Annotated in this window: 15 protein-coding genes and 1 pseudogene; 10 read left to right on the plus strand and 6 right to left on the minus strand. The window is 69.4% G+C overall.

Annotation, left to right across the window (positions count from 1 at the left end; genetic code table 11):
- Positions 1-253: 253 nt before the first annotated feature.
- Positions 254-769, minus strand: coding sequence for a hypothetical protein (locus QSK25_RS35945; RefSeq protein ID WP_285645064.1), 516 nt, complete (start codon positions 767-769; stop codon positions 254-256).
- A 127-nt stretch (positions 770-896) separates the two neighbouring features.
- Between QSK25_RS35945 and QSK25_RS35950 the strand changes: the two genes are divergently transcribed.
- Positions 897-1583: a hypothetical protein gene (locus QSK25_RS35950; RefSeq protein ID WP_285645065.1), complete on the plus strand. Its 687-nt coding sequence runs from the start codon at positions 897-899 to the stop codon at positions 1581-1583.
- Here the strand turns inward: QSK25_RS35950 and QSK25_RS35955 are convergent.
- Together QSK25_RS35955 and QSK25_RS35960 are read right to left on the minus strand one after the other, a co-directional pair.
- A complete protein-coding gene (locus QSK25_RS35955; RefSeq protein ID WP_285645066.1) occupies positions 1567-2010 on the minus strand; it encodes a DUF6098 family protein in 444 nt (147 codons plus the stop codon). The two genes, QSK25_RS35950 and QSK25_RS35955, sit on opposite strands and share 17 nt — an antisense overlap.
- A gap of 265 nt (positions 2011-2275) precedes the next feature.
- Positions 2276-2695, minus strand: coding sequence for a cupin domain-containing protein (locus tag QSK25_RS35960; RefSeq protein ID WP_285645067.1), 420 nt, complete (start codon positions 2693-2695; stop codon positions 2276-2278).
- Positions 2696-2928: 233 nt separating this feature from the next.
- Between QSK25_RS35960 and QSK25_RS35965 the strand changes: the two genes are divergently transcribed.
- The 3 genes from QSK25_RS35965 to QSK25_RS35975 are packed head-to-tail and all read left to right on the plus strand — an operon-like array spanning position 2929 to position 5585.
- Positions 2929-4584 (plus strand): FAD-binding dehydrogenase, encoded by a 1656-nt coding sequence (locus tag QSK25_RS35965; protein WP_285645069.1) that lies wholly within the window; start codon positions 2929-2931, stop codon positions 4582-4584.
- A 57-nt stretch (positions 4585-4641) separates the two neighbouring features.
- Positions 4642-5121 (plus strand): NADPH-dependent FMN reductase, encoded by a 480-nt coding sequence (locus QSK25_RS35970; protein ID WP_285645070.1) that lies wholly within the window; start codon positions 4642-4644, stop codon positions 5119-5121.
- Positions 5118-5585 carry a flavin reductase family protein gene (locus QSK25_RS35975; RefSeq protein WP_285645072.1) on the plus strand — a complete coding sequence of 156 codons (468 nt, stop codon included), beginning with the start codon at positions 5118-5120 and terminating at the stop codon, positions 5583-5585. Before QSK25_RS35970 ends, QSK25_RS35975 begins: the two co-directional genes overlap by 4 nt.
- Here the strand turns inward: QSK25_RS35975 and QSK25_RS35980 are convergent.
- The gene (locus QSK25_RS35980) at positions 5574-7268 is read right to left on the minus strand and encodes an FAD/NAD(P)-binding protein (RefSeq protein WP_285645074.1); all 1695 of its coding nucleotides are present in this window, start codon (positions 7266-7268) and stop codon (positions 5574-5576) included. The two genes, QSK25_RS35975 and QSK25_RS35980, sit on opposite strands and share 12 nt — an antisense overlap.
- 189 nt (positions 7269-7457) lie before the next feature.
- On the opposite strand from QSK25_RS35980, the gene QSK25_RS35985 reads away from it, so the two are divergent.
- The 4 genes from QSK25_RS35985 (at position 7458) to QSK25_RS36000 (ending at position 12195) form a co-directional block, all read left to right on the plus strand.
- On the plus strand, positions 7458-8558 hold the full coding sequence (locus QSK25_RS35985; RefSeq protein ID WP_285645075.1) for an LLM class flavin-dependent oxidoreductase: 1101 nt from the start codon (positions 7458-7460) through the stop codon (positions 8556-8558).
- The gene (locus QSK25_RS35990) at positions 8555-9022 is read left to right on the plus strand and encodes a GNAT family N-acetyltransferase (RefSeq protein WP_285645077.1); all 468 of its coding nucleotides are present in this window, start codon (positions 8555-8557) and stop codon (positions 9020-9022) included. Before QSK25_RS35985 ends, QSK25_RS35990 begins: the two co-directional genes overlap by 4 nt.
- Positions 9023-9267: 245 nt before the next feature.
- Positions 9268-11301 carry a putative bifunctional diguanylate cyclase/phosphodiesterase gene (locus QSK25_RS35995; protein ID WP_285645078.1) on the plus strand — a complete coding sequence of 678 codons (2034 nt, stop codon included), beginning with the start codon at positions 9268-9270 and terminating at the stop codon, positions 11299-11301.
- 66 nt (positions 11302-11367) lie between these two features.
- Positions 11368-12195 carry a S1C family serine protease gene (locus tag QSK25_RS36000; protein WP_285645079.1) on the plus strand — a complete coding sequence of 276 codons (828 nt, stop codon included), beginning with the start codon at positions 11368-11370 and terminating at the stop codon, positions 12193-12195.
- 49 nt (positions 12196-12244) lie between these two features.
- On the opposite strand, the gene QSK25_RS36005 is transcribed toward QSK25_RS36000, so the two are convergent.
- Both QSK25_RS36005 and QSK25_RS36010 read right to left on the minus strand, forming a co-directional pair.
- Positions 12245-13477, minus strand: a complete 1233-nt coding sequence (locus tag QSK25_RS36005) for an SAM-dependent methyltransferase (protein WP_285645082.1) — start codon at positions 13475-13477, stop codon at positions 12245-12247.
- Positions 13478-14827: an FAD-binding oxidoreductase gene (locus QSK25_RS36010; protein WP_502881925.1), complete on the minus strand. Its 1350-nt coding sequence runs from the start codon at positions 14825-14827 to the stop codon at positions 13478-13480.
- A gap of 71 nt (positions 14828-14898) precedes the next feature.
- On the opposite strand from QSK25_RS36010, the gene QSK25_RS36015 reads away from it, so the two are divergent.
- On the plus strand, positions 14899-16434 hold the full coding sequence (locus QSK25_RS36015; protein WP_285645083.1) for an acyl-CoA dehydrogenase family protein: 1536 nt from the start codon (positions 14899-14901) through the stop codon (positions 16432-16434).
- A gap of 62 nt (positions 16435-16496) precedes the next feature.
- Positions 16497-16595, plus strand: a pseudogene (locus tag QSK25_RS45500) (IS982 family transposase); the annotation flags it as partial.

A 16595-nucleotide genomic window follows, 5' to 3' on the forward strand; every position in this document is an offset into this window, starting at 1 on the left:
AGTGCCCCGAAGTGCATCTCTTCGTACCCCTGAGGGGCAATCGTCGGTTCAGCCCATTTCGCAGATCCACATTGGACTGTTCAGAGGCTTGAAAGGGCGCACTTTTAGTGCTGCACGTTTCATTTCCGCCGTGGAACGAGCAACCACCCTCCAGTCAAGAGCTGATAGAGGGGAATGTCAAGACCTGCGTCAACGGTGAACGGCGTTGGTGTGTAACAGGATCCTCGCGACCAACGATGCAGTGATCGCCGTTTCAGCGCAATAGCGCGCGCAATCTCGCCCGCAGCCGACCGACGATGCTCTGGCCCGCGGCGAGGGGTTTGGGCTGCGCACCGCACAACGAGCAACCGGCGCGATGTGCTTTCAACGCCTGCTGGAGTTCCGTCACGTGCCGCGCGGTCCGTTCCGGCACCGAGTCCTTTTTGACCGAAAGCAGGCTCAGCTCGGTCAGCACGTGCTTGCCGCGCCGCAGCCGGGCCTCCGGCGCGATGGTGTGGAAGAAGATCAGGTTGCGGCTGCGCTTCGGTTCGACCGCCTCGACGTCGCACCACGCGATGTCGGTCTGCCGGTCGATGCCGTGCGAGGTGATGCCCTCGTCGGTCAGCTTCGTGCCGAGGCCCACCGTCCGCCACGCCACGGTCGCGCCCATGAGGAACCACAGGCCGCCGACCACGTAGGCGTACCAGGGGCCTTCCCTGGCCGCGAGCGGACCGAGGGCGGCCACGGCGATGCCGAGGCCGAACAGGACCCATCTCCACCTGGTGTGCATGTCTCCATCCTGTTTACCCGAATTCGCGCTCCCGACTCTGCAACGCGGGCGGACGGCGTGGTGTTGAACGAGTGGCGCTCAGGTCATTCCGCAGGACTGCTCGCTGTTCAGGCGCTACCTTGCGCCCATGGACCTCAAGCCGGTCGCCGACGAGCTCTACGGGCTGCCCCCGAAGGAGTTCACCGCGGCCCGCAACGCCGCGGCCAAGCAGACCGACGACAAGGACCTCGCCAAGGCCATCGCGGACCTGCGCAAGCCGACCGTGGGCGCCTGGGCCGTCAACAAGCTCGTCCGGGACGCCCCTGAGGGCCTCCAGGAGGCGCTGGGGCTGTCCACGGCACAGCTGACCATGCGAGAGCTCGGCCGCAAGCGCAAGGAGCTCCTGGAGGCCCTCGTCTACCGCACGCTGGAGCTGACGGGCCCGCTCGCGGACGACGCCGTGACCCAGGTCCGCAACACCCTGACGGCGGCCATGGCCGATCCGGAGTCCGCCGAGCTCGTCCGGGCCGGTCACCTCACCAAGTCGCTGGAGTACTCGGGGTTCGGGTTCACGCTGCCCGAACCGGAGCCCGCGCAGGACGGCGAGGACGCGCTGGCCCGCAAGCGCCGCGAGCGGCAGGAACGCAAGCGGGCCGAGGCGCAGCAGGCGCTGGACGAGGCCGAGCAGGCCCTCGGGGAGGCCCAGGCGGACCAGCTGGCCGCGCAACGGGCGTTCGACCGGGCGGCCGAACGGCTGGAGGACGCCAAGCGGGTGACGTCCGGGGCCGAGAAGGCGCGCAAGGCCGCCGAACGCAAGCTCAACGACCTGAACTAGAGCGGTCGAGAGGGCCCCACTCGGCGGAGTGCTGGGCGTTCACGAGGCCGGCGCACTCGTCCAACGCGCTGTCTGCCACCCACGCGAGCGCCTCCAGGCAGCGGACCAGGGGTTCGTTGTCCGGGCCGCGGCCCACCTCGGTGCCGCGCAGCACCCACGCGCGCACGTTCCCGCCCCGCAGATCACGCAGGTGCCGGTAGTCGAACAGGCGGCGAGCCACCCACAGCTCGGGCGACCGGTCGGCCCACCACGGTTCGATCCGCAACGGGCTCGCGGACAGCCCCGGCAGGTCCACGCCGGTCAGCGAGTCCCGCGACGTCGTGGCGGCGTCCGCGTCCGGGCCCTTCGACCAGCGCACGTACACGTCGTCAGCCACGAACCCCGCCAGTTCGGCGAGGCTCGTGATCGTAGGCAGCCGATGCGTCACGCCCCGTGAGCTACCCGGCCGAACCTGAAGGAAACCTGAAGGAATTGAGCCTGGTCACAGCTAAAGCCGACCGGAACACAGCCGTGCGGTTGTACGTTCAACAATGTGGTTGGCCGCTGGCGCTCGAGCTGGTCGCCAGGACGCTCTGACACCCCCAGGTCGGACTGTCCTTCCGCAGGCGGTTCGTGCTCGCGCCGCGGTCAACCCGCCGTCGACCGGCACTCCGGAAACCCCCCTCACCGGTAGTGGCGGTCGGCGGCATCCTTCACAGGTTGTACTGGTCGTGGCGCTCGTAGAACGCCCGCAGCTCGTCCGGGTCGAGGTCGCCCGCCCCGCCGACCTCCAGGAAGAAGTTCTCGCGGGCGACGCCGGGCGCGAAGAGGATCAGCATCCTGACCGGTGCGTCGCTGTCGTTGCGGAACGCGTGGGGGCGGTTCGGCGGCACGTACGAGAAATCTCCCTCACCAGCGCGGACCCACTCGTCGCCGTCGAGCAGCGTGATCTCGCCTTCGAGCACGTAGAACGACTCGGAGAACGTCTTGTGGAAGTGGGGTCGCGCGCCCGGCCTGCGGGCCTCCATCCGCCACTCGAACAGGCCGAACTCGCCGTTCGTCACCGCTGCGGGCGCGACGAACCGCGTGGTGCGGGTGCTGAAGTCCACCTCGGACGCCGGTCGGAAGCTCATCGCAGGTCCCCCAAAAAGTGAAATTGACTCAGGTCTCGTGCGTGACCAGGGGTCGATCTAGTGGTGTGGCTCGGAACGTTGCCGGGGGAATTCGCGGTCAGACGGGTGCATCGTGGTGCCGCCCCCACGTCCTCGTACTGGTGGTACGGGGGCGTGGGGGCGGTGCCGCGAGGCGCCCTGCTGGGCGTGGATTACCTCGCCAACGTTCCGAGACGCGCCACTAGACTCGCCCGATGGCACATGACGCGGATGTCATCGTCGTCGGCGCGGGCCTCGCAGGTCTCGTCGCGACCGCAGAGCTCGCGGACGCGGGTCGCAAGGTCATCCTCCTCGACCAGGAGCCGGAAGCGTCGCTCGGCGGCCAGGCCTGGTGGTCGTTCGGCGGGCTGTTCATGGTGGACACGCCGGAACAGCGCCGGCTGCGGGTCAGGGACTCGCACGACCTGGCGTTGCAGGACTGGATGGGCTCGGCGGCGTTCGACCGGGACGAGGACCACTGGCCGCGGCTGTGGGCACAGGCCTATGTGGACTTCGCCGCCGGCGAGAAGCGCGCGTGGCTGCACGACATGGGGGTGCGCTGGTTCCCGTTCGTGCAGTGGGCGGAACGCGGCGGCTACCTGGCGGACGGGCACGGCAACTCGGTGCCGCGCTTCCACGTCACGTGGGGCACCGGGCCGGGCATCGTCGAGCCGTTCGAACGGCGGGTGCGCGAGGGCGTCGCGAAGGGCCTCGTGACGCTCCGGTTCCGCCACAAGGTCACGAGCGTCGACGTCGTCGACGGCGTGTGCGAAGGCGTGTCCGGTGACGTGCTGGAGCCGTCGTCGGTGGGCCGCGCGGAACCGTCGTCGCGCACGGTCGCCGGCGACTTCTCTTTCAGGGCGCAGGCCGTGATCGTCACGTCCGGCGGCATCGGCGGAAATCACGACCTGGTGCGCAGGAACTGGCCGGCGCGGATGGGCAAGCCGCCGGAGTTCATGCTGGCCGGCGTGCCGGACTTCGTGGACGGCTCGATGCTGGAGATCACGCAGAAGGCCGGCGGCGCGATCATCAACTCCGACCGCATGTGGCACTACCCCGAGGGCATCGCGAACTACGCGCCGGTGTGGTCGAGGCACGGCATCCGCATCCTGCCGGGGCCGTCGCCGCTGTGGCTCGACGCCGAGGGGAAGCGGCTGCCCATCCCGCTGTTCCCCGGCTTCGACGCGCTGGGTGCGTTGGAGCACATCACGAAGAACGGCCACGAGCACTCGTGGTTCGTGCTGAACAAGCGGATCATCGGCAAGGAGTTCGCGCTGTCGGGCTCCGAGCAGAACCCCGACCTGACCGGTAAGGACACCAGGGCCGTGCTGAAGCGCGCGCTGCCGGGTGCGGTCGCGCCGGTCGAGGCGTTCGCGCAGAAGTCGAAGGAGTTCATCCAGGCCGGCACGGTCGCGGACCTGGCGCGCGGCATGAACGCGCTGACGGGTGACTCGCGCATCGACGCGGCCGCGCTGGAGAAGGTGATCGTCGAGCGCGACCGCCAGGTGACCGCGGGCCTGAGCAAGGACATGCAGATCAACGCGATCCGGCAGACCCGCAACTTCCTGACGGACAAGCTGATCCGCGTCGTCGAGCCGCACCGGCTGCTCGACCCGAAGGCGGGTCCGCTGATCGCGGTCCGGCTCTCGGTGCTCACCCGCAAGACGCTCGGCGGCCTGCACACCGACCTGTCGTCGCGCGTGCTCGACCCGTCCGGCGAGGTGCTGCCGGGCCTGTACGCCGCCGGTGAGGCCGCCGGGTTCGGCGGCGGTGGCGTGCACGGGTACCGCGCCCTGGAAGGAACCTTCCTCGGCGGCTGCCTGTTCTCCGGACGGGTGGCGGGACGGTCCGCCGCGGAGGCCGTCAAGTAGGTCCCGCGTGGTGGACGCGGGTTGACGGTCCCCCGGCTTGCGGCTGTGCTGGAAGGCATGACGCAGATCGGTGTTCTGGTCGGCAACCCGCGGCTCGCGTCGCGCACGGCGCAGGCGGCCCTGGCCCTGCGCGAGGCGCTCGCCGCGACGCTGGGCGTGCCCGTGGAAGGACCCGTCGTCGAGGCGGCGGAACTAGCTCCCGCCGTCTTCACCGAGCCGGAGAAGATCAAAGCCGCGCTGGAGGCGTTGGGGCAGGCCGAGTTCCTCGTCGTCGCGACCCCGACGTACAAGGCGGCGTACACCGGCCTGCTGAAGGCCGTGCTGGACCAGGCACCGCCGGCGTGGCTGCGCGGCAAGATCGTGCTGCCGTTGCAGATCGCCGCCGCCGACAAGCACGCGCTGGCCGTCGAGGTGCACCTGCGGCCGGTGCTGGCCGAGCTGGGAGCTGTTGTGCCCCAGGCGTTCTTCCTCAACGAGGCCGCGCTGCCGGCCGACGTCACGGACTTCGACCTCGACGCCCTGAAGGTGTTGCGATGAAACAACAGCTGCGGGACGCGCTGCGCCACCACGCCCAGGCCGTCACGATCGTCACGGCCCACGGGGCGGAAGGCCCGGTCGGCACCACGGTCTCGTCGTTCACGTCGGTCTCGTTCGAACCGCCGCTGGTCGTCGTCTGGATCGGCGAGGGCGCGTCGGTGTGGCCGGTGCTGCGGACCGCTCCCCTGTTCGCCGTGCACCTGCTGGAGGCCGGGCAGACCGCGCTCGCCGACCTGTTCGCCACCAAGGGCGTCGACCGGTTCGGGCCGGGCACGCGCTGGCAGTCCGACGACGACGGCGTGCCGTGGCTGCTCGACGCGCCGGTCCGGCTGCGCTGCCGGACGTCGCGCCGGATCGCGGTCGGCGACCACGTCGCGCTGGTCGGCGAGCCGCTCGACATCACGCACTCGGACATCGCGACGCCCCTGGTGCGGCACCAGGGGCGCTACACCTCAGTCGCCTAGCAGTCGCAGGAACTCCCTGGCCAGCGCGTCGTTCTGCCGGAAGGCCGGCGCGTTGGTCCGCGGCCGCGCGAACGCCGCGTAGGACTTGCCCGTCGTGAAGGGCCCGACCGCGAACCGCGTCGGGTCCTCCTCGCCGTTCTCGCCGATCAGCCGCCCGGACGCCGACACCCGGACCAGCCCGGCGTCGTCCTCGGAGACGGCACCGGCCGCCCGCAACGACCGCAGCACCGGGTCGACCGTCCGCGACAGCGTGTGCGAAGGCAGGCGGGCCTCGATCAACCCGTTGGCGCGCACCACGTCCGGGGTCGTCGCGCTGCCCGCCACGAACGCGCCCTCGACCGCCTCCACCCACATGTCCGCGCCGAGGAACCGGACGATCCCCGCACGGGACAACGCGAGCAGCTCCTCCAGCCGGTCCGGTGGCGGGCCGGAGGCGAGGTAGCTGAAGTAGCCGTGCCACCAGCCGTCGAACGGCATGAGGTCCGCGACCTGGCCGTAGACCGACAGCAGGGCCAGGAACGCCCCCAGGTCGGCGCTGTGCCGCGGATCCGAGCGCCGGGCCACGTCGGCCTCGACGTAGGCCCGCAGGTGCTCCTGGAACTCCTCGGCCGAGGAGAACGTCAGGCCCGCCAGAGGCCGGTCGAGCCGTTCGAAGTCGAGGCGGTCGGCCGGATCGGGCACCGCGCGCAGTTCCAGCGCCCGCATCTCCTCGCCGTACCAGGGCAACGCGGCGAAGGCGGCGGCGAACTCCTCGAACGGCATCCGCACCCGCCCGGGGTGGCCGGTGAACAGCTCGTGGTAGTGCCCCCACGCGATCTCCTTGGCCATCAACGGCCACACGTCGGCGCGGAAGTCCAGCTCCGGCCCCCGCACCTCGTCGGCCACGAAGAACCGCGGCAGCGCGGGCCTCGTGCCCTGCAACCGGTACCCGGTCTTCGAGTGGTACGGCACGCCCCGCCGGGACCCCACGTACAGCGTCGGTTCCGCACCGGACGGCACGTACGCGAGCCCGTCGGGACCGCGCTCGTACCGGCCGCCGCGGCCCTCGGTCAGCAACACCATCAGGTCGATGAACGCGAGCCCGAACCCACGCAGCACGACATCACCCGTCACCGCCGAGAGGTCCGCGTCGGCGGAGTACAGCGGCGGCAGGTACACGAGTCCGTGCTCCACCGCGTGTTCCGCGAGCTTGCGGTGCTCGGGTTCCAGTTCGGCGTCGAGATGTCCCAGTGCCAGCAACAAAACGTCGGCGTGCAGAGATTCTCCGTCGTCGAGCAGTACTTCCCGGCCGTCCACCCCCACCGCGGACGCCCGATGCACGGTCACCGAGATGTTCGGAGGCAGAGATTTCCTCGCGTGGTCGAAGAACCACGAGAGGTACCCGCTCTGCACCTGCCGGGACGGGAACGCCGTCGGGTCGATGCCGGTCCACTCGGCGAGCGACGGACCGGGCCGGACCGGACCGGTCCCGCCGAAGGACGAGTCGGTGAAGACCGTGACGTCCTCGGCCATGGAGTTCATGCGCAGCAACGGGGATTGCGCGTGCCGCCACACCCGGCCGGCCCCCGGCGGGTGCGGGTCGACGACGTGCACCGCCACGGCCTGCGTCGGCGACTGGGCGGCGATGCGTTCGAGCAGGCCGGCGGCACGAGGGCCGCCACCGATGACCACGAGTGAGCGCATGCGCGTCTTTCCGTTGGAGGACAACGAGAACGAGCCGCGCCCCTCAACGCGAACACCACCACGTTACCCCGCGCGTGCAAGCAAATCCCGCTCTGTGGACGTCGTTGCCACCGACCGCGCCGAGGTGTGAACTCGAAGTGCGCCCCTCACCGCGCCCTGATCCCACCTACCACCTCTGGGGAATCGGTCATGCCAGTTGAGTTTCTCGGAATCGCTGCCACCGACGACGGATCGGAGATCTCACCGCGGACGTCCAGCGGCGCGTTCGACAAGGACTTCACGATCAGGCTCGCCAGGGCTCACGAGGAGCACGGCTGGGACCGCGTGCTGTTCGCCTACGGTTCCGGCGCACCGGAACCCGCGGCCGCTGCGGCCTACCTCGCGAGCAGGCTCGACAAGCTCCAGATCCTGCTGGCGCACCGGCCGAACGTCTCCTACCCGACGTTCGCCGCCAAGACGTTCGCGACGCTCGACCACATCAGCGACGGCCGGCTCACCGTGCACTTCATCACCGGCGGCACCGACCACGAGCAACAACGCGAGGGCGACTACCTCACCAAGGACGAGCGCTACGGCCGCACCCGCGAGTACATCCAGATCGTCAAGAAGGTCTGGCTGAACCACGAGGCGTTCGACCACGAGGGCGAGCACTACAGGTTCGCGGACTTCGTGAGCGACGTCTTCCCCGTGCAGCAGCCACGTCCGGGCATCTCGTTCGGCGGGTCGTCCCCGGCGGCGTACGCGGCGGGTGGCGCGGAGGCGGACGTCTTCTGCCTGTGGGGCGAACCCCTGGCCGACACCGCGCAGCAGATCGAGTCGGTCAAGCAGGCGGCGAAGGAGGCGGGCCGCGACGACGTGCCGCGCATCCAGGTCGCGTTCCGGCCGATCATCGCGCCGACCGAGGAACTCGCGTGGGAGAAGGCGCACCGCACGGTGGACCTGATCCAGGAGCGGAAGGTGCCGGGCGCGCTGAGCCGCGGCCGTTCGCTCACCAAGCCGGAGAACGCCGGGTCGCAACGACTGCTGGCCGTCGCGGAACGTGGCGAGCTCTTCGATCGTGCGCTGTGGACGCCGACCGCGAAGGTGTCGGGCGGCAACGGCAACTCGACGGCGCTGGTCGGCACTCCCGAGACCGTCGCGCAGGCGTTGCTGGACTACTACGACCTCGGCGTCGAGATCTTCTCGGCGCGCGGCTACGACCTCCTCAACGACACGATCGACTTCGGCCGGTACGTCATTCCCATCGTGCGCGAGGAAATCGCGAAGCGGGACAGGGCCAAGGCCGCGTGACGACTCTCGAAGTGCGCCGCGTCCGGCAATCCGATCCGATCGCGGCGCCATTGGTCGCCGAGCTCACGTACGAATACACGACCCGTTACGGGCCGAGCGGCGCGGAGGAGATGCGCCGCCCCGCGGACGTCTTCGAACCGCCGCACGGGCAGTTCCTGCTGCTCGTGGAGGCGGGCGAGGCCGTCGCGGGCGGCGCGTTCATGCGCTACGACGACGAGACGGCCGAGATGAAACGGATCTGGACGCATTCCGGGCACCGCCGGCGCGGATTGGCGCGAAGGGTGCTCCTCGAACTGGAGGCGGAAGCGCGAACGTTTGGATACAGCCGGATCCACCTCACCACGGGACCGCGTCAACCGGAGGCGAAAGAGCTCTACCTGGCGGCCGGCTACACGCCGTTGTTCGACGTTGAGACAGACCCCCTCACAATTGGCGTGCTGCCCTTCAGCAAGGTGATTCATTAGTTCCAACGAGTGAATTCTTGGCCGATCCCGTGAATCCAGACCGGGATTCGGGGTTCGGTTGGACAGGTACTGAGTGATCAGTAAGCTTGTCTGTTGGACCTACACCCGGTGGTGGTACCGAGCGGGCAGTCACCCGTTCGACCGAATCCGGCGGGAGCAGGCCGAGCAGGCGTATCGATTGGCGTCCGACGATCGATCAGCAGATCACCCCGGTCCCCACGAACGGCCACCGAAGCTGAATGAACATGGTCGACAGCCGCGAGCCGGCCGTTGCATGGGCAGCGGCGATCTCCAACACCCTCGTCGCGAACACGACGCGCGACAAGCTCGAGCAACTGCTGGGCGGGTACGTCGAGCAGTTGCTCGGAGCTGGGGTGGACGAGGCGCGGCAGGTCGGCCGGTCCATGGTCGAGCACCACTTCATCTCCTCCCTCACGCTGGAGGCCTCGCTCGCGCACCTCGGTGAGCACACGCCGGTCACGCCGGCCCAGCTCGCCGCGCTCGCCGCCGGGTACGCGGAGGGGCTGCGCGACCGCACGCTCGACCAGCAGGAGATCAGCCGCACGGCCGCCATCACCGCGATGCGCAGGGCCGAGAGCGCGGTCAGGGCGAGCGAGGCGAAGTTCCGGGCGATCTTCGAGAGCTCGGCGTTCGGCATCGTCGTGAGCGACCTCAAGGGCGAGATCATCGACGTCAACGAGGCGTTGCTCGCGATGCTCGACCACAAGCGGGAAGACGTCGCCCGGATGAGCGGCCGCGACTTCGTGCACCCCGACGACCGCGCGGGACTGCGCGAGCTGACCATCCAGCTGATCGCGTCCGAGCACGACAACGTCCGGGTCGAGAAGCGGATGCTCCGCAGCGACGGCGAGACGATCCAGACGCACATGGCGATCTCCGTGGTGCGCGAGGACGACGGCACCCCGCCGTACCTCGTCACCATGATCGAGAACATGAGCGAGATGCGGGCGTTGCAGACGCAGCTCGTCCGGCAGAGCCTCAACGACGTGCAGACCGGCCTGCCGAACCGCGCGCAGTTCCTCGGCTGGCTGGAGGGCGCGGTCGGGTCCAAGGGCCCGGACACCCTCGCGCTCGTGCAGGTGGACATCGACGGGTTCCGCGGCGTGAACGACGCGTTCGGGCACGAGGCCGGCAACCGGGTGCTGATGCACGTCGCCACGCACCTGCGGTCGGTGTTCACCGAGGAGGTCGCGAAGGTCGCGCGGATCGGTGAGGACGAGTTCGCCGTGCTGGTCAGGGACCCGCAGGACGTGCGCAGCGTCGTCGCCCTGGTCGAGGAGTTCACCGCGCTGCTGGAGGAACCGATCTGGATCGGCCGGCACGGTGTCGGCGTCACGACCAGCATCGGCGTCGTGGCCCGCGCGGCCCGCGGCGGCGACGCGACGGACCTGCTGCGCGCGGCGGACGTGACGGTCGGCTGGGCCAAGCGCGACGGCAAGGCGCAGTGGGCGTTGTACGACCGCGAGCGCGATGTGCACGACAAGGAGCGGTACGCCCTGGCGGCCTCGATCCCCGGCGCCCTGGAGGAGGGCCAGTTCCGCGTCGACTACCTGCCGGCGTACTCGCTGGCGGACGGCTCGGTGCTCGCGCTGGAGGCCAAGATCGCCTGGGAGCACCCCGACCGCGGCGTGCTGTGCCCCGACACGTTCCTCGACCAGTCGTCGAACAACGGCATGATCGTCCGCCTGGTGAGCTGGGCCCTGGAGGAGGCCTGCCGGCACGCGGGCGACTGGTACCTGGCGCTCGGCGCGCGGATGCCCGTGCTGTCGATCGACCTGCCGCCGCGCCTGTGCCAGGAGCCCGAACTCGTCGCCGAGGTGGCCCGCGTGCTCGACCGCACCGGCCTGCCGCCGTCGTTGCTGCGCTTCGAACTGCACGAGCACCTGCCCGCGTTGCTGAACGACGAGCAGTTGGAGGAGCTCACGATCCTCGCCGAGCGCGGCATCGGCCTCGTGCTGGACCAGGTGAACGGCGGCAACGTCGGCGTCGACCGGCTGCGCCGGCTGCCGCTGTCCGGGGTGAAGTTCACCGGCAGCGTGGTGCACGGCCTGGACGCCGGCGCGAACCGCGTGGAGGCGAGCGCCTCGGAGGCGTTGCTGAGGTGGGCGTCGCTGCTGCGGCTGCCGCTCCACGCCGAGGACGTGCGCACCGACGCCGAGGCTTCGAGGCTGGCTTCGTTGGGCGTGACGGGCGGCCAGGGCCCGCACTTCGGGCCGCCGCTGCGCGCCTCAGAGGTTTCCGCGCTGCTTCTCAGCTAGTTCTTATCAGGGTTTTCCAGGGTTTCGGCACAGGTTGTTCACAAGGTCGGGGTCCATCGTGGAGTCATGACCGAGCAGAGCTTCCCCGCGATGAGCGGGTCACTGGTGGAACCGCAGCCCGTCGCCGCGCCGAAGTTCTGGCGGCGGACGGCCCCGATGCTGACGGCCGCGGCACTCGTCGCCGGCCTCTTCGGCGGCGTCACCGGAGCGGTGATCGCCTCTCCGGACACCCCCGCCGCCTCCTCGTCCGTCTCCGCGCAGACGATCTCCAACACGTCCACGCAGGACTGGAGCTCCGTCGCCTCCAGCGTCCTGCCCTCCGTGGTGCAGGTGAACGTCGGCAACGGCCTCGGCTCCGGCGTGGTCCTCTCCGCCGACGGCAAGATCCTCACCAACAACCACGTGATCGCCGCCGCCGGCGGCCAGATCACGGTGAAGTTCAACGACGGCCGCGAACTCCCGGCCACCGTCGTGAACGCCGACGCCACCTCGGACCTCGCGGTGCTGCAGGTGTCCGGTGCCTCGGGGCTGACCCCGATCAAGTGGGCGGACTCCGACTCGGTGAAGGTCGGTGACGCGGTGATGGCCATCGGCTCGCCGTCGGGCCTGCAGGGCACGGTGACGACCGGCATCGTGTCCGCGCTGGACCGCAAGGTGACCGTGCCGGGCGAGACCCGTCGCTCGCAGCCCGTGTCGTACCAGGCGATCCAGACCGACGCGTCGATCAACCCGGGCAACTCCGGCGGTGCGCTGGTGAACGCGGCCGGTGAGCTGGTCGGGATCAACTCGGCGATCTACTCGCCGGCGTCGAGCAGCGGGGAGGCGGGCAGCGTCGGGATCGGGTTCGCCATCCCGTCCAACACCGCGAAGCAGATCGTGGACCAGCTGAGCTGAGTGCGGATCTGACGAAGGGCCGCGGCCGGAGCCGCGGCCCTTCGTCGTGTCAGGAGAGCCAGTCGGGGCGCAACGGCATGTGCGACGTCGTCCCGTCCAGCTTCACCCCGAGCACCTGGTGCAACTGGATGTTGTTGCGGTCGAACCCGAGCCGCGACGCCGCGAGGTACAGCCGCCACACCCGTGCCCGCGCCTCACCCACCTCGCGGACGGCCTCGTCCCAGTGCTCCTCGAGGTTGCGGCCCCACGCGGCCAGGGTCAGCGCGTAGTGCTCGCGGATGTTCTCCTCGTGCCGCACCTCGAACCCGGTGTCGTGCATCAACGACACCAGGTGTCCTGGCCCGACGAGCTCGCCGTCGGGGAACACGTAGCGGTTGATGAACGGGCCGGAGAGCGCTTTCTCCTTGTTGTTCGGGCGGGTGATGCAGTGGTTGAGCAGGCGGCCGCCCGGCTTGAGCTTGCGGTACAGCGCCGAGAAGTACGCCGGCAGCTTGGCCTTGCCGATGTGCTCGGTGAGGCCGATGGACGACACCGCGTCGAAGCCCGTCTCGCGGACGTCGCGGTAGTCGAGGTGGCGCACCTCGGCGAGTTCCGACAGGCCGGCCTCGACGATCGCCTTCTGCGCCCACTCGGCCTGGTTGCGGGACAGCGTCACGCCGATGGCGCGCACGCCGTACTCGCGGGCCGCGTGCATGACCATGCCGCCCCAGCCGCAGCCGACGTCGAGCAGTTTCATGCCGGGCTTCAGCCCGAGCTTGCGGGCCACCAGGTCGTGCTTGGCGAACTGGGCTTCCTCCAAAGTGGACTCCGCCGTCGGGTACACCGCGCAGGTGTAGGCCATCGACGGACCGAGGACCCACTCGTAGAACTGGTTCGAGACGTCGTAGTGGTGGGCGATGGCCTGCGAGTCGCGGGCCTTCGAGTGGCGCAGGCCGTGCAGACGGGTCTCCTGCGGCGGCGGGGCCACCTTGTGCGACAGGCGGACCCGCCCGAGGAACCGGACGAGCTCCAGCCGTTGCAGCACCGGCAGGTGGCGCAGCGAGAAGTCGGAGAGTTGGGCGAGACCCGCGTGCACGTCGCCGAGGATCTCCAGGTGCCCCGTGACGTAGGCGCGGGCGAGGCCGAGCTCACCTGGCGCGGAGGCCAGGTAGGACAGGGCTTCCGGTGTTTTGATGTCGATGGACACCGGTGCCGCGCCAGGCCCGGCGGTGCTGCCGTCGTAGGCCTGGAAGCGGACGTCGCCGCCACCCGTGATGCGCTGGAAAATGGAGGCCAACCGCATTCATCGTCCCCTGACACACTTGGCGTACAGATCAGGCAGTCGGTTCGTCTGGTCGTACCGGGCCTTCACGGACCGGTAGTGCGAACCGTTGTAGTGCCGCCAGAACTCGTCCTCGGTGTAGTAGGAGTCCGAGTACAGCGACTTGTGGCCGCCCAGCCGCGCCACCTCGCGCTCGATCAGCCGGTTGCGGTCACCCATCTTCTCCCCCGGCCGGACCGGGACCTCCGACCAGAACCCGACGTTGACGTACAACGTGTCCGCGTCCATCGGGTAGAGCGGCCAGCCGGTGGTGTCGCGCAGCCGCACCGGGCACAGCCACACCGGCGCGATGCCGATCTCGCGGTCGAAGAAGTCGAGGAAGTCGGCGAGTCCACCGACCGGGATCTCCACGTCCTGGATCACCGGTTCGACGTCCACCCGCGGCCGGAGCTGCCGGTGCTTGGCGACGAGCTTGCGGTACACGTCCGAACGCAGGTACCGCTTCGGCCACATGCGACGGACGACGGGGTTCTGCGCGCCGAACGCCCTGGAGCACCAGAACCAGTCGGTGTCCCAGCGCCACAGGTAGTCGTGGATCGTCAGGTGGTCCGTGCGGCGCTTCTGGATGGACCGGTAGTAGATCTGGTTGCCGGTGTAGTCGGACGTGTACGGCGCGATGTCGGCGTAGTGCCCGAGCGTCAGGTACATCTCACCCCGTGAGAAGACCGTGCCGTCGACGAAGTCCGCCGAGCCGTCCTCGCACACCTCCTGGATGACGGCGGCGCACTCCTCGAACGACCCGAACGGCACGTGCCGCAGCCGCACGTACTGGCGCACCGGTTCGAGCTCGATCTCCAGCCGCAGCGCGTATCCCAGCGTCCCGTAGGAGTTGGGGAACGCGCGGAACAGGTCGTCGTCCGGCTTCGAGACGACGACCTCGCCGTCGCCGGTGAGGATCTCCAGCTCCCGCACGGACTCGTGCGGCAGCCCGTTGCGGAAGGACGTGGACTCGATGCCGAGTCCCGCCACCGCACCGCCGATGGTGATGGTTTTGAGCTGCGGCACCACCAACGGCATCAAGCCGTGGGGAAGTGTCGCGGCGACGAGGTTCTCGTAGGTGGTCATGCCCTGCACCTGTGCGGTGCGCCCGACCGGGTCCACTGACAGGACCTGGTCGAACCTGCCGACGTCGAGTCCCCCGGCCTGATCGGCCCGGAACCGGAAGAGGTTCGACGTCTTCTTCGCGAGCCGCACCGGCGCACCTTCGCGCATCGCGGCGTACTGCGCACTCAGCGCAGCCACGGCCGAGCTGTGCCCATGGTCACTCACGACTGCGACGTTATTCCTCGTCAGCGTCGTTGTCGCGCCCAAAAGCCCGAATGGGCCAGCGATCTTCCATCGCGGACTGTCCGAAGTTACTTGCGAGTAGTAACGTACGGGGCATGGCAACGCACGAGGTGACCAACCAGGTTCCGCCGCTGAGCGGTCACGACGTCGCGGACGACCCTGCCCTGCTCAGCTGGGTCGACGACGCCGAACTGCACGCCCTGGGCAAGCTCGCCGGCAGCCACGAGTGGCAGGAGCACGGCAGGCTCGCGAACACCCGTCCGCCGGTGCTGCACACCCACGACCGGTTCGGCAACCGGATCGACGAGGTGGAGTTTCACCCGGCGTGGCACGAACTGATGAACGTCGCCGTTACGCACGGTTTGCACGCCTATGTCGACGGCGGGCATTTGGACCGCGCGGCCAAGTTCTACGTGTGGTCCCAGGTCGAGGCCGGCCACGGCTGTCCGATTTCGATGACTTACGCGTCGGTGCCCGCTTTGCGCGTCGCGCCGGAACTGGCCGGAAGTTACGAACCCCTTCTCACGGCACGGAACTACGATTTCGGCCTGCGCGCACCCCTGTCCAAGCAGGGCCTGATCGCCGGCATGTCGATGACCGAGAAGCAGGGCGGTTCGGACGTCCGGGCGAACACCACGACCGCCCGTCCGGTCGCCGACGGCTACGTGCTGACCGGGCACAAGTGGTTCACGTCGGCACCGATGTCGGACGTGTTCCTCACACTGGCGCAGGCCCCCGGCGGCCTCACGTGCTTCCTCGTGCCGCGGGTGCTCCCGGACGGCACGCGCAACCGCTTCTTCCTGCAACGCCTGAAGGACAAGCTGGGCAACAAGTCCAACGCCTCCGCCGAGATCGAGTACGACGAGGCGTTCGCCTGGCGCGTCGGCGACGAGGGCCGGGGCGTGCGCACGATCATCGAGATGGTCAACATGACCCGCCTCGACTGCGTGCTGGGCACGGCGGCGGGCATGCGACTGGGGCTGCGGCAGGCCGCGCACCACGCCGCGCACCGCAAGGCGTTCGGCAGCTACCTGATCGACCAACCGGCCATGCGCAACGTGCTGGCGGACCTCGCGATCGAGTCGGAGGCGGCGACCACCACCGCGATGTGGCTGGCCGCGAACCGTCCGCGCCTCGGGCTCGCGATCACCAAGTACTGGGTGTGCAAGCGCGGGCCGGTGCACGCCGCCGAGGCGTTGGAGTGCCTGGGTGGCAACGGGTACATCGAGGACAGCGGCATGCCGCGGCTGTTCCGCGAGTCGCCGCTGATGTCGATCTGGGAGGGCTCCGGCAACGTCGCCGCACTCGACGTGCTGCGGGCCATGCAGAAGGAACCCGAGTCGGTGCAGGAGTTCCTGGCCGAGGTCAGCGGGGTGGACCGGCGGATCGACACCGCGTTGAACGAACTCGGCACCGCTCTGTCCGATGTGGACCAGTCGCAGGCCAGGCGGGTGGTGGAGAAGATGGCGTTGATCCTGCAGGGCGCGTTGCTGGTGAAGCACGGGCACCCGGCGGTGGCGGACGCGTTCCTCTCCTCGCGGCTCGGCGGGGACTGGGGCGTCGCGTTCGGCACGCTGCCCAGGTCCACCGACTTCGCCTCGATCATCGACCGCGCGGTCCCGAAGCTCTAGATGAGTAAGTCCTAAGCCTGGGCGGTGTCTGGAAACAGACGAAGGGTGTTCAAGATCAGTTTGTGAGGACCGACCTGAACACCCTTCTGACCGCACTCTACGTCAAGATCGATGACCACCTGGGCAGACCCGCTCGGACCGGTCGGCCACCCCGGCTCACC

Origin of the sequence: Lentzea sp. NBRC 102530 (assembly GCF_030269365.1) — a bacterium.
Taxonomy (GTDB): Bacteria; Actinomycetota; Actinomycetes; order Mycobacteriales; family Pseudonocardiaceae; genus Lentzea.

Coding starts and splice junctions, on each gene's coding strand:
- QSK25_RS35945 (WP_285645064.1), bottom strand. CDS start 769: ATGCACACCAGGTGGAGATGGGTCCTGTTCGGCCTCGGCATCGCCGTG.
- QSK25_RS35950 (WP_285645065.1), top strand. CDS start 897: ATGGACCTCAAGCCGGTCGCCGACGAGCTCTACGGGCTGCCCCCGAAG.
- QSK25_RS35960 (WP_285645067.1), bottom strand. CDS start 2,695: ATGAGCTTCCGACCGGCGTCCGAGGTGGACTTCAGCACCCGCACCACG.
- QSK25_RS35965 (WP_285645069.1), top strand. CDS start 2,929: ATGGCACATGACGCGGATGTCATCGTCGTCGGCGCGGGCCTCGCAGGT.
- QSK25_RS35970 (WP_285645070.1), top strand. CDS start 4,642: ATGACGCAGATCGGTGTTCTGGTCGGCAACCCGCGGCTCGCGTCGCGC.
- QSK25_RS35975 (WP_285645072.1), top strand. CDS start 5,118: ATGAAACAACAGCTGCGGGACGCGCTGCGCCACCACGCCCAGGCCGTC.
- QSK25_RS35980 (WP_285645074.1), bottom strand. CDS start 7,268: ATGCGCTCACTCGTGGTCATCGGTGGCGGCCCTCGTGCCGCCGGCCTG.
- QSK25_RS35985 (WP_285645075.1), top strand. CDS start 7,458: ATGCCAGTTGAGTTTCTCGGAATCGCTGCCACCGACGACGGATCGGAG.
- QSK25_RS35995 (WP_285645078.1), top strand. CDS start 9,268: ATGGTCGACAGCCGCGAGCCGGCCGTTGCATGGGCAGCGGCGATCTCC.
- QSK25_RS36000 (WP_285645079.1), top strand. CDS start 11,368: ATGACCGAGCAGAGCTTCCCCGCGATGAGCGGGTCACTGGTGGAACCG.
- QSK25_RS36005 (WP_285645082.1), bottom strand. CDS start 13,477: ATGCGGTTGGCCTCCATTTTCCAGCGCATCACGGGTGGCGGCGACGTC.
- QSK25_RS36015 (WP_285645083.1), top strand. CDS start 14,899: ATGGCAACGCACGAGGTGACCAACCAGGTTCCGCCGCTGAGCGGTCAC.